Genomic DNA, 12,825 nt, shown 5'->3' on the forward strand with positions numbered 1-12,825 from the left:
GCACCTTAGTGGTCGTGGCTCGCGCCGGACTTTTCGATGTCCGCGCGGATGAGGAAGGCACCTTTGACGACGTAGGTGTCGCCGGGTTCGATGCCGCTTAAGACCTCGGTCCATTCGGGCGTTTGCCGTCCCACCTCGATCATGCGCACCTCATAGGTGTCGCCGACCTGCGTATAGACGACCGGCCTGTCGCGGAAGGTCTGGATGGCTTCGGTCCGCACGGCCACAGGCACGCTCTGCTCGCCCGTAAGGAAGCTACCTTCGATCCCCAGCCCGGAGCGGAAGATACCGCCGTTGCTGCCCGGCAGATGCACATGCGCCATGACGGTCTGAGTGGCCTCGTCGATACTGGGCAGGATGGCCTCGACCTTGGCCACGACCGGTGTGGCCGCGCCAGGGGCGCGCACCTCGACCGTCTGCCCCACCCTCACCTTTTCGGCGTCGCGCGGGAAGAGGAAGAATTCCGCGTGCAGGGCGTTCGGATCGGCAATGACGTACAGCGGCGAGTCGTAGGCGACGCCGCCGACATTGGCGTTCTTTTCGATGACGGTGCCGGAAATCGGCGCCGGGATCGCATAGGTTTGCAGGCTTTCGCTCGATTCCACGCGGGCGATAACCTGCCCCTTGCGCACGCTCTGCCCCAGTTCCACGGTCATGGCCATGATGCGCCCCGGATACCAGGCGCGCACTTCGCTGCGGCCTTCGGGCTTGGTTTCCACCCGTCCGGCCAGATCCAGCCGCTCCAGCAGCGTGGCCGGTCCGACCGCCGCGACGGTCAGGCCCGCCGCTGTCGCGGCCTGCGGGGTGATCGTCGTGCGGCCTTCGTAGGACGCGTAGGTCCACGCATAGGCCTGCCCGCGATGGCTGGCGTCGATTCGCACATCGAACGAATGCGGTTCCTCAACCACGCCTTGCCCGCGCAGATAATCGTCCTGCGCCGCGAAGGCGAAACGGTCGACCTTGCCGCCCAGCCGCGTCAGCTTCGTCGTGACGGTCACCGATTTGGGATCGAGCGGCTTCTCCTGCCAGTAGGGATAGAAACGGAACTCCGGCTCGACGCCGCTCTCGAAGATCGTCACTTCCAGCGAAAATTCGCCCTTGCGCAGCAGACGGCCCTTATGCGGACCACGCTCGAAATCTTCGCCAGCCCCCTCGCCATGTTCGTCTTTCGTCGCCGGCTTGCCGCAGGCCACCAAGCTCATGACACTCAGGCCCGCGGCGGCCAGCAATACGAACCGGCGGGTTTGGGTATAGGTTTGGGTCATCGGGCGGCCTCCGCGTCCGGCAGCAGGGCGACCCACTTGCCGCTCAGGCGGTCGCGCTTCGTTTGTTCGATCTGGAATTGTTTCAGCACCTCAACGCGCCGGGCTTTCGCGGCCATCAGCGTGTCCTGCGCGCCAATGACATCGCGATAGGTGAACCCACCGCGCGCAAAGCCTTCACGCACCTGCGCCACGGCTTTTTCGGCCAGCGGAATTACCTCGGCATCGATACGCCGCACCTCCTGCGCCAGCGCGTTCATGCGAAGCGTGGCGGCGGCGATGTCGCGCTCGCGGAAGCGTTCGGCGGCCTCTATATCGGCGGAAGCGGCCTCGGCTTCGGCGCGGCTACGGTCGATATTTCCCCGATTGTCGTTGAAGCGGTTCAGGGGAATGGAGCCGCCGACCAGAAACGCCACCGAGCCGTCGGCGCGGAAATGGCGGATGCCGGCCGACAGCGTCGGGTCCTGCACGCGGCGGGTGTTTTCGACGCGGATTTGCGCCGTCGAAGCGCGCTGACGGGCGCGCAGAACGTCGATGTCCGGCGTCGCCGTCAGGGTCGGCTCAAGGGTGGCCGCGCCGGTGTTTTCCAGCGCCGCCGCATCGAGCACGAAATCCGCCCCGCCACCCCACAGGGCTGCCAGTTGCCGCTTCAACTGACGCGCCGTCGCCTCGGCCTGATCGCGCGCGATGCGGGCACTGGCGACGTGCGCATCGGCCAGCGACCCGGCGAACAGGGGATCGCGCGCGGCGCTGACGCGGCGGCTGATTTCTGCCTGAGACTGTTCGGCCAGCTTGAGGCGTTCGCGCGCCACGCCGATTTCGGCCTCGGCGGCGACAGCTTCGATCCATAGCGACTGGGCCGCGTTCATTGCCGCCCAGGTGCGGGCGCGGCCTTCGGCGCGGACCAGCTCTTTTTCAGCCGCTGCCGCTCCGACGCGGGCTTCGCGCTTCGATTTGCGCTCCAGTGTCTGCTGATAGGTCAGGGTAAATTCGGTCGCATTCAGGCCGTTATAAGGGCTGGAGCCAAGGAAGTTCTCGGCCTCTATGCCCACACTTGGGCTCGGACGCACACCGGCCTGACGGATGCCGGCGTCGGCGGCCTCCAGACGACGCTGTGTCGCTGTCTGCGTCGGGTCGGCGCGCCCGGCGCGGGTCATGGCCTCGGCCAGAGATAAGGGTGTCGATTGGGCAAACGCCCAATGGGGAGCGGCCAGCGTCAGGCAAGCCGCCAGCACACTCGCATAGGCGAGCGGGCGCGCAGCGCGGAGACCGCGCATAGGGGGGAAATACATGAAATCCTCACGTGAAAGGTTCGGATAAACGGCGCACGAAGCGCCGTTCAGACGTCAGTCGAAACCGTTCACGCGCGAGGCGGCTGGAAGGGAAGATCGGGGGTCAGATCAACCAGCGGGTGCGCTACGCCCGGACGCAGATCGATGAGCGCCATGTTGAGCACGAACGCGCCACCTGCGCCACTGGCGGCAAGCCCCTGAGACACTTCGCTGCTGTTGTGGTGATGGTGATGGACCGCCAGCCTATCGCCGGCCGTCGGTTCGCCGCTCGTCAGGTGCCCATGACAAGAGGCGCTTGTTTCGGAACAGCTTACCATCCATCCGCCGTCGGCCAGCAATCGGTCGCCAACGGCCTGATGCTCGAAATTATGCACCCGCGCCTGCGCCGAGGCGAAACCGGCCATCACCACAGCCACCATGCAGAGCAAGGTGCTGAGGGTCATCAGGCGAGCCAGCCATGGGCGAGACGTATCGGGCATGAAGACAGCGTATCCTCTCTGCACGCGAACATACGACAAGCGTCAGCCCTTTGAGAAGGCGTTATTTTATACTCTGAGCAGAGAGGACCGGCCTGTATCATAGCATCGCAAATATCTGTATTCGCGATCGGTTCGCGGTCTACAGGCTAATGGCGTAGCCGCGATATGGGCTCCGACAGCTTCAGCGCCGCGTGCGTATGGCCGTATTCCGCCTCGGCTGCCGCATCGACGAAGGCGTCGAAAACGTCGGCCAGAACCACCTGATGGGCCGCAAGCGCTTTCAGCATCTCACGGACATAATAGCCGATCACCGCCATGGCGTAATCGGTTCGGCCGTCGATCTGACTGGCGATGATCTCGACCAGTTCCATCTCGGCTTCTTCGTAAGGCATTTCCTGACGCGAGAAGGCGCAGAGCGTGGCGCCTACCGTGCGTTCGATCAACGACGGATGTGTTTGCATAGGGCTCACTCGATGACGATCGATGAGCCTAGCGTTATTTAAAGTAAAAAATCCATCGGGAGGGAAATTAACCACCCGGAAAAGACGAACAAACCCGGCGATTTGCACCGGGTTTTTGTTCTTAGCCGATGTGGGTCAGGCCGCCCATATAGGGTTGCAACACCGCCGGAATGGCGATGCGGCCGCCCTCGTCCTGATAGTTTTCCATGATTGCCACCAGCGTGCGGCCGACCGCCAGACCGGAGCCGTTCAGCGTGTGCAGGAAGCGCGTGCCCTTTTCGCCGGCCTTGCGCGTGCGGGCGTCCATGCGGCGGGCCTGGAAGTCGCCGCAGTTCGAGCAGGACGAGATTTCGCGATAGGTGTTCTGCGACGGCAGCCACACCTCAAGGTCATAGGTCTTGCGCGCGCCGAATCCCATGTCGCCGGTGCACAGCAGCATGGTGCGGAAGCTTAAGCCCAGCTTCTTGAGGATGGCTTCGGCGCATTCGGTCATGCGCTCGTGTTCGGCGGCAGACTGTTCCGGCGTGGTGATCGAGACCAGTTCGACCTTCTGGAACTGATGCTGACGGATCATGCCCTTGGTGTCGCGGCCGGCTGAACCGGCTTCGGCGCGGAAGCAGTTGGTCAGGGCGGTCAGACGCAGCGGCAGTTCCTCTTCCGCCGTGATGGCTTCGCGGACAAGGTTGGTCAGGGACACTTCGGCGGTAGGGACTAAATAGTGGCGACGTTCAATTGCTTCTAGAATCTGATTGGGTAAATTCTTTTCTACCCAGGCCAGAATTGCATCAAATCGTTGATCGCCTTCCGGTTTCCCCTTGATAGCTTGTTCCAATTCCGTTTGCGCAGCTTCTTCTTGGCGCTTGTAATCAGCCCAGTCGTAGCTAGTAGCGGCAAACAAATCCTCTTCAAACTTCGGTAATTGGCCCGTTCCAAATAAGGCATGGCTTTTCACTAGTACCGGCGGATTAACCTCCAGATAGCCGTGCTCGGTCGTCTGGGTGTCGAGCATCCACTGACCGATGGCGCGCTCCAGACGCGCCAGTTGCCCCTTGAGCACCACAAAGCGCGAACCGGACATTTTGGCCGCCGCTTCAAAGTCCATCAGCTTGAGCGCTTCACCCAGATCAGCGTGATCCTTGGCCGGGAAGCTGAGGATATTCGGCGCGCCGTGGGTTCGGATTTCGACATTGCCGCTCTCGTCTTCGCCCTGCGGCACATCCTCAAACGGGATATTCGGAAGCTCTGACAGAAGCTTTTTCAACGCCTCATCCTTGGCGCGTTCGGCCTCCTGAGCCTCGGCAATCGCGCCTTTCAGGCCCTCGACCTCGGTCATGAGTTCAGCGGCGCGTGCCTCGTCCTTCTGGGCCTTGGCCTTGCCGATTTCGCCGGACAGTTTCTTCAACTGCGCCTGATTGGTCTCAAAGGCCGTCTTGGCGGCGCGCAGGTCCTTATCCAGCGCCAGCAGCGCATCGACATCGGCCTGAGCCGACTCGCGGCCCCGCGACGACCAGCCCTTGACATAGGCTTCAGGAGTTTCGCGTAAGGCTTTGATATCGTGCATGGAACGGTCCTGTAGTTAAGCCCCCTCCGGCGCGACTGGCGCGCCACCTCCCCCGCTTCGCCGAGGCTCGCAAGGGAGTATGAGGGGACGGAATCTCCTCCCCTGCTTTAGCGGGGGAGGTGGCGCGGCGCAAGTCCGCGACGGAGGGGGCGAAATCAGGCGGGCTCTTTCCGCCGGAACTCGATCACGCGCACGCACAGGATCGAGATTTCGTACAGAAGCACGATCGGGATGGCCAGCATCAGTTGCGAAATGGGGTCCGGCGGCGTAACCACGGCTGCGACCACGACAATACCCAAAATGGCGTAGCGGCGGCCCTCGCCCAGCATCTTGGCCGACACCATACCGGTCAGGCCCAGCAGCGTCAGCACGATCGGCAACTGAAAACAGGCCCCAAAGGCCAGCATCAGCGTGGTGACCAGGGAAAGATATTCCGACACCTTGGGCATCAGTTGCACCGTAACGGCCCCGGCCCCCAGAATCTGCTGGCTCAGGGAGAACCACAACACCATCGGCAGGATGATGTAATAGACGAGCAGCGCCCCCATGACGAACAGCACCGGCGCGGCGATCAGAAACGGCAGGAAGGCCATGCGCTCACGCTTGTACAGGCCCGGCGCGACGAAGCGATAGACGTGCCAGGCGATGACGGGAAAGCTAAGGATAACCGCGCCGAAGCCGGCCATCTTCATCTTGGTGAAGAGAAATTCCAGCGGCGCCGTGGTGATCAGCGCAATGCCGTTCTTGGCCAGCGGCACCTCTTTCAGGCCCAGAATGATCTCGATCAGGTCGAACGGCCCGGCTCCGTGTCCGCCGTGGGCGCGAGAGGCCTCAAACATGCGGTTGGCCATCTCATAGGGATGGGTCAGGAAGATGTAGATCGGCTCGGCGAAGGCGAAGCACAGGATAAAGGCGGCGGCGAAGGCCAGCACCATCCAGATCAGGCGCGAGCGCAGTTCGACCAAATGGTCCATCAGCGGCGCGCGCGAGGATTCGATATCCGCTTCGTCCGGGTGAAGCTCGTCTTTGGTCACCAGGTCATTCATGAGGATATCGTTTCAGTCGTCTTTTTGGGGCGGCTGCGCTTCGGCTTGGCCTCGGCCGCAAGGCCTATACTTTCAGCGGCTTCCACCGTTTTCTTCGCACGCGGTTTGCGCGGCTTCTTTTCGGGTGTCGTGGCCAGCTCCGGCGCGGGATCGGGCGCCTCGTCCAGCGGATCGGTCAGGGACGGTTTGCCGAAATCGGGGTCTATGTCCGGCGCATGGTCATAGGCATCCGGCGATGGCACATCCGTGCTGTCGCTATAGTAATGCCCTTTGGGCGGGATGGTGTCGTTGATCTCGCCTTCGATGCGGCGCATATCCTCGCGGATGTCGTCGATGACCGGCGTCTGGGTCGACCGCAGCGCTTCGACCTCCTTGCGCAGGTCTTCCAGTTCGGACTGGCGCGCCATGTCGTCGAAGGAGGTGCGGAATTCGTCGGCCATCGAGCGCATCTTGGCCACGAAGCGACCGAGTTGCCGCAGCAGCTTCGGCAAATCCTTGGGGCCGACCACAATCAGGGCGACGACCGCAATCAGTATGAGCTCAGAGCCCCCAATACCGGGCACCATTCAAATCACGCCTTAGGGTCAGAACATGAAAAAACAACCGCCTCCCGTAAGCGCAGAGGCGGTCACTCAGAAAACAGCGAAAAACGCTTAGGCCGCGTCCTTGTCCGTGACCGGCTTGGTTTCGGCCTTGGCTTCGTCCTTCTTGACGTCCTCGTCCTTGAGGCCGTCCTTGAAGGCCTTGATGCCCTTAGCGGCATCGCCCATCAGGCCCGACAGCTTGCCACGGCCGCCGAACAGCAGCAGCGCGACAACCGCGACAATGGCCCAGTGCCAGATGCTCATGCTACCCATGTCAGATCTCCATACGCACGGCGCCACCTTCTGACAGCGCACCTTCGGATACAGGTTTCCCTCTTATAGGCGTATTGTAGACGCACATCAAAGCGAAAATAAGCCCCTAATCCCGTTCGCCTTCGGCGCTATCGAAGAAATCCTGCGCGAATTCGACCTGTTCCATGTCGTCGAGCCCGATGGCGTCCTCGATCTCTTTCGCGCCGCCGGGTTCAGGGATGACAAAATCGGCTGGGACATTGAGGTCGAGCAGCCCCGCGGCGCGCATATCGGCGGCGCCGGGCAGGTCGTGCAGACTGGGCAGGGAAAAGACTTCAAGGAAATGCTCGGTCGTGCCGTAGGTCACGGGGCGGCCCGGCGAGCGCCTGCGCCCGCGCAGGCGGATCAGATTCATCTCGTGCAGAACATCCAGCGTGCCGCGCGACAGGCCGACGCCGCGAATCGTCTCGACCTCGGCGCGCGTCACGGGCTGATGATAGGCGATGATGGCCAGCGTCTCCAGGGCGGCCTTCGACAAGCGGCGCGGCTCCTCACGCTCTTCGACCATCAGGTAACCGAGGTCGGCGGCGGTGCGGAACTGCCACTTGTCGGCCACGACCTCCAGCGTCACGCCGCGGTCGGCATAGCGGCTTTTCAGCGCCGCCAGCGCCTTGCCGACATCGGCCCCTTCGGGCAGGCGGCGCGCCAGATCGGCGGCGGACAGCGGCGCGGCGGCGGCAAACAGCAGCGCTTCGATGGCGCGTTCGATATCGAGTTTGGGGGACAGTTCGCCAGAAAATTCAGTGGAAATTTCGATTGTCATCGTCCCTCCATCAGCGGCGGGCGGCGGCGCATGTACAGGGTGTCGAACGTACCCAACTGCTGGACCTGCATCAGGCCCTCCTTGGTCAGTTCCAGCCCCGCCGACAAGGTCGAGGCGACGTAGGAGGCGCGGCGCGGACCGCCCTCACCCACCGGCTGCGGCGCGATCTCATCGAGCGCCGTCCAGTCGGACAGTTGCGGCAGCACCTCGCGCAGGTGGTCGCGCGCGTCTTCCAGCGGGAAGGCCTCGACGCGCATGGTCGGGTCGTAATGGCGGGCGATTTCGCGCTGGCGCTGGGTGACATAGGCCCCCATCAGGTCGAACAGCGACACATCGAGGCGCGAGGACGGCAGGATTACCGTCGCCTCCGGATCGCCGCGCGAAAAGACGTCGCGCTTCAACTGCGGGCGCGAGGTGATGGCCTCCACCGCCTTGCGGATGGCTTCGAGTTTTTTGAGGCGAAAGGCCAAGGCGGCGGCCAGTTCTTCCGGTTCCGGCTCGTCGGTCTTTTTGCGCTCCGGCACGGGCAGCAGCAGACGCGACTTGAGATAGGCCAGCCACGAGGCCATGACCAGATAGTCGGCGGCCAATGAAAACCGCAGCCGCCGTGCCTGCTGGATGAAGGCCAGATACTGCTCGGCCAGCCGCGTGATTGAGATTTTCAGAAGGTCGACCTTCTGCTGACGCGCCAGTTCCAGAAGCACATGCAGCGGGCCTTCATAGCCGTCGAGATCGAGCAGCAGGGCGTCATCGGCCTCGATGTCCGGCGCGGGCGCAGCGTCGGCGTTGAAGTCGAGGCGGTGTTGAAACACCTCGTTCTCAAGGCCCGGCAGAAAGCCTTCAGATCGGCCCCCGCGCACGGCCACGGCTTAGAAGGCCTCCTGATAGGCCGTCGGATCGGCGAAATCCTCATAGTCTTCGCGCACGGCGACCGGGCGGTGCAGGACGACCTGCAAACGGCCGCGGGCCTCATCGAGATTCAGCGGTTCGACCCTGTGCTTGAGACGCGCCAGAGCGCGGTCCAGCCGGATCTGCGTCTTGCCCTTGATCGGCGGCACGAACAGCGAAACCGCCTTCATTTCCTCAAGATCGCCGCTGCAATGCAGGACGATGTCGCAACCGGCGCGCAAGGCGGCGCGGGCCCGGCCCCCGGCGGGGCCTTTCAGCGCGCCCATGCCGATGTCGTCGGTCAGCAGCAGGCCATCGAACCCGATCTCTTCGCGGATGATCTTGATCACCTTTTTGGAGGTGGTCGCCGGGTTGCGGCGGTCGAGCGCGGTGTAGACGACGTGCGCCGTCATGGCGAGCGGCATGTCGGCATTGACGGCGAAGGGCAGGAAATCGACCTTGTCCAGTTCGTCGCGGCGCGCCTTCAAGACAGGCAGTTCATTGTGCGAGTCGACCGTGGCGCGGCCATGACCCGGCGCGTGCTTGATCACCGGCAGAACGCCGCCGGCCAGCAGGCCCTCGGCAGCGGCGCGACCCATCACAGCGACGCTCTCGGCGGTGACGCCATAGGCGCGGTCGCCGACCACGTCGTGCGTCCCGGCCTGCGGCACGTCGAGCACAGGCGCGCAATCCACATTGACGCCCAGCGCCTTGAGGTCGTGCGCCATCAGGCGCGCCCCGAGGCGGACATATTCGCGCTGCTCAAAAACGGAATTGGCCACGGCCTCATAGGCGGCGGCGGGCGGATAGGACGGCCAGTGCGGGCTCTTGAAGCGCTGCACGCGGCCGCCTTCCTGATCGACCAGGATCAGCACGTCCGGATGCCCGGCCGCGGCTTTCAGCGCATTGATCAGGGCGCGCACCTGCTCCGGCGTGTCGATATTGCGTTTGAACAGAATGAAGCCCAGCGGCTTTTTGGCGGCGAAAAAGACGTGTTCGGCGGCCGTCAGCTCCAGCCCTGCGCAGCCGTAGATGGCCGCTGATATTTTCGCTTTTTGTTTGATATTCAGCATGTTTTACCGGACTCTTACTTCACGAAACAGGTCTTGCCCGCCGATTTAAGCGCGTTGCAGAACTGCTGCGCCTTATCCTTGGAGGCAAAGCCGCTAAAGGAGGTTCTATAAAAAGTCGATCCGTCGCGGTCGACCTTTTCCACCACTTTTCTGGTGCCGCCGACGAACAGCCCATAGGACGAGGCCAGGGCCGCAAATTCCCGGTCGGCAATGGCCTGAGACGAGAAGGCGCCGATCTGCACCGAGGCGCCGCCCGAAGCAGCGGCGACGGGCTTGGGGTCCGTTTTCACTTCCGGGGCCTTGGCCGCTTCGGCAGGCTTGGCGACGACGGGGGCGGGGGCGGGTTGTTGTGCCGGAGCGACGGCGGGCGGGGCCGCGGGCGTGGTTTGGGCCGGAGGCAGGAGATTATCATTGGCGCTGCCCGCCGGTGCGGTCGCCGAAGCCGTCTCGCGCGCCTGCGGGGCCTCGGCGTCGTTGGCGAAGATCGGGGCGGTGCCTGACGTGTGGGCTTCCTGATTGACCGACGGGTCGAGCAGATCCTCGTCGCTCAGCGGCTTGGCCTCCTCGATATTACCGTCCTTATAGGCGGTGATGGGGTCGCCGACATCGCTGACCTTACGCGTGTTGAGGCCGGAATTATAGAACAGCACGACGGCCAGCAGCAGCACGACCAGCACGATGAAGGAGGCGATCAGGGTGATCGGCGTCTGGTCGCGCCTGGGCGCGGGACGGCGATGGCCATAGCTCAGATGGTCCTCGGTCGGAGGCGTATAGGTGCCGCGTTCGTTCTCTTCCACCATGACCTCAAAATCCTCTGAGCGATATGCCGAAAAGTGCCAAGATGCTTCTTTGGGGTTTTCGGCAATAATATCGCGACAAAACAAACATCCAACCGCCGGGCGAATCGTGCACAGCGAAGCACGCTATTTTGGCAGGCTTAAGTCCATAGGGAAAGGGAGCGCCGCTAAAAACCACACGGGCGGTTTTACCCACAGGTTTGTCGCGCACGCGATCTGTCAGCGGTTCTCATTTCGACGCGCGGCGCTTTTCCTGAACGATGATGCGATCCAGCGCCTGCAGGAAGCCGGAACGGTCGGCCGCCGAAAAAGCCCTGGGCCCGCCGGTGATTTCGCCCGTGGAGCGGATATGCTCCATAATCGCCCGCTGAGCCAGCGCCGCGCCGATCGAGTCCGGCGTGAAAGGGCGTCCGTTGGCCCCCAGAGCGTGCGCCTTTTTTTGGAGGCAACGGCCGGCCAGCGGAATGTCGTTGGTGATGACAATGTCGCCGGGCGCGACGGCCTCCACGATCCAGTCGTCAGCCACGTCGGGCCCGGCATCGACGACCATGCGGCGGATCAGGTCGGAGCGCGGAATCTGCATAAAGCTGTTGGACACGACGGTCGTGACGAGCCCGTAGCGCGCGGCGACCTTGTAGGTTTCTTCCCTGACCGGGCAGGCGTCGGCGTCGATATAGATGGCGATGGTCATGCCCTCTTTTAGGCGGAGCGGAACCGTTGGACCAGCGGGGTGCGACATTTTTTGCGCCCGCACCGGCGCGGGCGGATCGCATCCTTATGCCCGCGCGTTCATCCTCCCGGCCAGCAAACCGGAGAGATATATGAAATCGCGCGATTACGCCCTCCCCGCGGCTCTGGCGGCCCTTGCGGTCACAGGCCTTGCCGTTCAGACCGCCACCGCCATGCCGGTCGGCAACAGGAAGGTGCCCGAACCGGCCACGCCCGTCGAACTCACCCGTTATCTCGGCCTGTGGTACGAGATGGGGCGCTACGAAAACCGCTTCGAAAAGGGCTGCGATTTCGTCACCGCCGAATACAGTCTTGCCGACGACGGTCGGGTCAATGTCATCAACACCTGCGGCCGGCAGGCGGGCGAAGACGGCAAGGTGTCGAAGGGCAAGGCCAAGGTCTTGCCGGATAGCGGTAATGCCAAGCTCAAGGTGTCCTTCTTTGGCCCCTTCTATTTCGGCAATTATTGGGTGCTGGATCACGCGGAAGACTATAGCTGGTCGATCGTCGGCGAGCCGTCGGGCAAGTATTTGTGGATTTTGACGCGTCAGCCGACACCGGTGTTCAGGCTGCGTCAGGACCTGACGGCGCGCGCCCGTGAGCTGGGTTACGACACCGACCTTATCCGCTGGACAAAGCAGGATAGCACAACCCCCGCCGCCGAAGCCGACACCTCCGGTCCCTATGTCTGGCGTGCGGATTAAATACGCACAAACCGTCCGCGCTTAAAACTGAGCAGTAGATAACTATAGCGATAAATCGCCACACCTTGGATCCATGACGGGATACAAAAGGTAAAAAGGGCCGTCCTTAAGGGCGGCCCTTCCTCATCTCGCTTTGGGGTCGGCGGCCATTACCGCGTCCAGCGGGCAACCGTCTTGGCGCCGCGGTGAGTGGCCTTTCGGGCAGCGGCACCCAGATCGCGGCGGGTCCGGTTCAGCTTGTCTAAATCCACACGGTTATAGCTGGATCGCAGGTCGCGGAAATCCACTTCCGACAATCCGAGCTGATCACGAAGACGCCCGATGCGCGTCGCCGGCGTCTTCTCATACTGGCGATAGCTGGCATAGGCCACGGCAGCGCCCGCTGCGGCAGCCGCGACAAGGACATAACCGGCGACCTGCCACCAGTCGATCTTGCTCGCCGCTTCGGTCACATCATCAACGACGTCTTCGGCCCGGGTTTCCAGTTCGTCCGTCACGTCAGAACGGAAAGGTTCATCGACAGCTTTTCCCGCGCGCGACGTCGGGATTTGGGTAACGGCGTCCAGATTGTCCATTTTCGTCTCTCCGAAAGAATAGTCGCCCGCATTTTACTCACCCGCGCGTAAAGAGTATCCCGGCGCTTAAGGCGATGCAGATTAAGAAGCGATAAGAAGACGTCAGACTCCTGCGCCCTGGCTGTCATATGGGCGTTGATTTCTCACACCGCCGACCGACGCGCCGTTCTGGCCCGTCAGCATCCGGGAGACCGGCTGCGTCTGCTGCCAGAAACAGGTGTCAACGGCGCGCATCGTGAAGCGAAGGGCGGTCAAAGCACCGAACCGCCTCCACTGAGGTTTCAAACCTGTCGTCGAGA

Annotated in this window: 15 protein-coding genes; 1 reads left to right on the plus strand and 14 read right to left on the minus strand. The window is 62.9% G+C overall.

What is annotated here, in order from left to right:
* Positions 1 to 5: 5 nt before the first annotated feature.
* The 13 genes from LH365_RS13800 to LH365_RS13860 all read right to left on the minus strand — a co-directional run bounded on the left by LH365_RS13800 (position 6) and on the right by LH365_RS13860 (position 11,209).
* A complete protein-coding gene (locus LH365_RS13800; RefSeq protein WP_226745938.1) occupies positions 6 to 1,265 on the minus strand; it encodes an efflux RND transporter periplasmic adaptor subunit in 1,260 nt (419 codons plus the stop codon).
* Positions 1,262 to 2,554: a TolC family protein gene (locus LH365_RS13805; protein ID WP_226745939.1), complete on the minus strand. Its 1,293-nt coding sequence runs from the start codon at positions 2,552 to 2,554 to the stop codon at positions 1,262 to 1,264. The genes LH365_RS13800 and LH365_RS13805 overlap by 4 nt, the downstream gene beginning before the upstream one ends.
* A 68-nt stretch (positions 2,555 to 2,622) precedes the next feature.
* A complete protein-coding gene (locus LH365_RS13810; RefSeq protein ID WP_226745940.1) occupies positions 2,623 to 3,033 on the minus strand; it encodes a hypothetical protein in 411 nt (136 codons plus the stop codon).
* A gap of 146 nt (positions 3,034 to 3,179) precedes the next feature.
* Positions 3,180 to 3,494, minus strand: a complete 315-nt coding sequence (locus LH365_RS13815) for a hypothetical protein (protein WP_226745941.1) — start codon at positions 3,492 to 3,494, stop codon at positions 3,180 to 3,182.
* Between the two features lie 121 nt (positions 3,495 to 3,615).
* Positions 3,616 to 5,055, minus strand: coding sequence for a serine--tRNA ligase (gene serS / locus LH365_RS13820; protein WP_226745942.1), 1,440 nt, complete (start codon positions 5,053 to 5,055; stop codon positions 3,616 to 3,618).
* Positions 5,056 to 5,210: 155 nt separating this feature from the next.
* Positions 5,211 to 6,101: a twin-arginine translocase subunit TatC gene (tatC, locus tag LH365_RS13825; protein ID WP_226745943.1), complete on the minus strand. Its 891-nt coding sequence runs from the start codon at positions 6,099 to 6,101 to the stop codon at positions 5,211 to 5,213.
* A complete protein-coding gene (tatB, locus tag LH365_RS13830) occupies positions 6,098 to 6,667 on the minus strand; it encodes a Sec-independent protein translocase protein TatB (protein ID WP_226745944.1) in 570 nt (189 codons plus the stop codon). Before tatB ends, tatC begins: the two co-directional genes overlap by 4 nt.
* 87 nt (positions 6,668 to 6,754) lie before the next feature.
* Positions 6,755 to 6,958, minus strand: coding sequence for a twin-arginine translocase TatA/TatE family subunit (locus LH365_RS13835; protein ID WP_226745945.1), 204 nt, complete (start codon positions 6,956 to 6,958; stop codon positions 6,755 to 6,757).
* Between the two features lie 106 nt (positions 6,959 to 7,064).
* A complete protein-coding gene (gene scpB, locus LH365_RS13840; protein ID WP_226745946.1) occupies positions 7,065 to 7,760 on the minus strand; it encodes an SMC-Scp complex subunit ScpB in 696 nt (231 codons plus the stop codon).
* Positions 7,757 to 8,626 carry a ScpA family protein gene (locus tag LH365_RS13845; RefSeq protein WP_226745947.1) on the minus strand — a complete coding sequence of 290 codons (870 nt, stop codon included), beginning with the start codon at positions 8,624 to 8,626 and terminating at the stop codon, positions 7,757 to 7,759. Before LH365_RS13845 ends, scpB begins: the two co-directional genes overlap by 4 nt.
* 3 nt (positions 8,627 to 8,629) lie before the next feature.
* Positions 8,630 to 9,721, minus strand: coding sequence for a beta-N-acetylhexosaminidase (gene nagZ / locus LH365_RS13850; protein ID WP_226745948.1), 1,092 nt, complete (start codon positions 9,719 to 9,721; stop codon positions 8,630 to 8,632).
* A gap of 14 nt (positions 9,722 to 9,735) precedes the next feature.
* On the minus strand, positions 9,736 to 10,521 hold the full coding sequence (locus tag LH365_RS13855; protein WP_226745949.1) for an SPOR domain-containing protein: 786 nt from the start codon (positions 10,519 to 10,521) through the stop codon (positions 9,736 to 9,738).
* A 226-nt stretch (positions 10,522 to 10,747) separates the two neighbouring features.
* Positions 10,748 to 11,209 (minus strand): YaiI/YqxD family protein, encoded by a 462-nt coding sequence (locus LH365_RS13860; RefSeq protein WP_226745950.1) that lies wholly within the window; start codon positions 11,207 to 11,209, stop codon positions 10,748 to 10,750.
* 130 nt (positions 11,210 to 11,339) lie between these two features.
* Here LH365_RS13860 and LH365_RS13865 point away from each other — a divergent pair, with 130 nt between their 5' ends.
* Complete coding sequence (locus tag LH365_RS13865; protein WP_226745951.1) at positions 11,340 to 11,951, plus strand: lipocalin family protein; 612 nt, start codon at positions 11,340 to 11,342, stop codon at positions 11,949 to 11,951.
* Positions 11,952 to 12,100: 149 nt separating this feature from the next.
* Here LH365_RS13865 and LH365_RS13870 read toward each other — a convergent pair whose 3' ends face one another.
* Positions 12,101 to 12,526, minus strand: a complete 426-nt coding sequence (locus LH365_RS13870) for a hypothetical protein (protein ID WP_226745952.1) — start codon at positions 12,524 to 12,526, stop codon at positions 12,101 to 12,103.
* Positions 12,527 to 12,825 lie beyond the last annotated feature (299 nt).

This window comes from Asticcacaulis sp. AND118 (assembly GCF_020535245.1).
GTDB lineage: Bacteria > Pseudomonadota > Alphaproteobacteria > Caulobacterales > Caulobacteraceae > Asticcacaulis.

What these genes read in the sequence shown, in the direction of transcription:
- LH365_RS13870 (WP_226745952.1), bottom strand. Translation starts at nt 12,526, where the DNA reads ATGGACAATCTGGACGCCGTTACCCAAATCCCGACGTCGCGCGCGGGA.
- serS (WP_226745942.1), bottom strand. Translation starts at nt 5,055, where the DNA reads ATGCACGATATCAAAGCCTTACGCGAAACTCCTGAAGCCTATGTCAAG.
- scpB (WP_226745946.1), bottom strand. Translation starts at nt 7,760, where the DNA reads ATGACAATCGAAATTTCCACTGAATTTTCTGGCGAACTGTCCCCCAAA.
- nagZ (WP_226745948.1), bottom strand. Translation starts at nt 9,721, where the DNA reads ATGCTGAATATCAAACAAAAAGCGAAAATATCAGCGGCCATCTACGGC.
- tatB (WP_226745944.1), bottom strand. Translation starts at nt 6,667, where the DNA reads ATGGTGCCCGGTATTGGGGGCTCTGAGCTCATACTGATTGCGGTCGTC.
- LH365_RS13800 (WP_226745938.1), bottom strand. Translation starts at nt 1,265, where the DNA reads ATGACCCAAACCTATACCCAAACCCGCCGGTTCGTATTGCTGGCCGCC.
- tatC (WP_226745943.1), bottom strand. Translation starts at nt 6,101, where the DNA reads ATGAATGACCTGGTGACCAAAGACGAGCTTCACCCGGACGAAGCGGAT.
- LH365_RS13855 (WP_226745949.1), bottom strand. Translation starts at nt 10,521, where the DNA reads ATGGTGGAAGAGAACGAACGCGGCACCTATACGCCTCCGACCGAGGAC.
- LH365_RS13810 (WP_226745940.1), bottom strand. Translation starts at nt 3,033, where the DNA reads ATGCCCGATACGTCTCGCCCATGGCTGGCTCGCCTGATGACCCTCAGC.
- LH365_RS13860 (WP_226745950.1), bottom strand. Translation starts at nt 11,209, where the DNA reads ATGACCATCGCCATCTATATCGACGCCGACGCCTGCCCGGTCAGGGAA.
- LH365_RS13835 (WP_226745945.1), bottom strand. Translation starts at nt 6,958, where the DNA reads ATGGGTAGCATGAGCATCTGGCACTGGGCCATTGTCGCGGTTGTCGCG.
- LH365_RS13805 (WP_226745939.1), bottom strand. Translation starts at nt 2,554, where the DNA reads ATGTATTTCCCCCCTATGCGCGGTCTCCGCGCTGCGCGCCCGCTCGCC.
- LH365_RS13865 (WP_226745951.1), top strand. Translation starts at nt 11,340, where the DNA reads ATGAAATCGCGCGATTACGCCCTCCCCGCGGCTCTGGCGGCCCTTGCG.
- LH365_RS13815 (WP_226745941.1), bottom strand. Translation starts at nt 3,494, where the DNA reads ATGCAAACACATCCGTCGTTGATCGAACGCACGGTAGGCGCCACGCTC.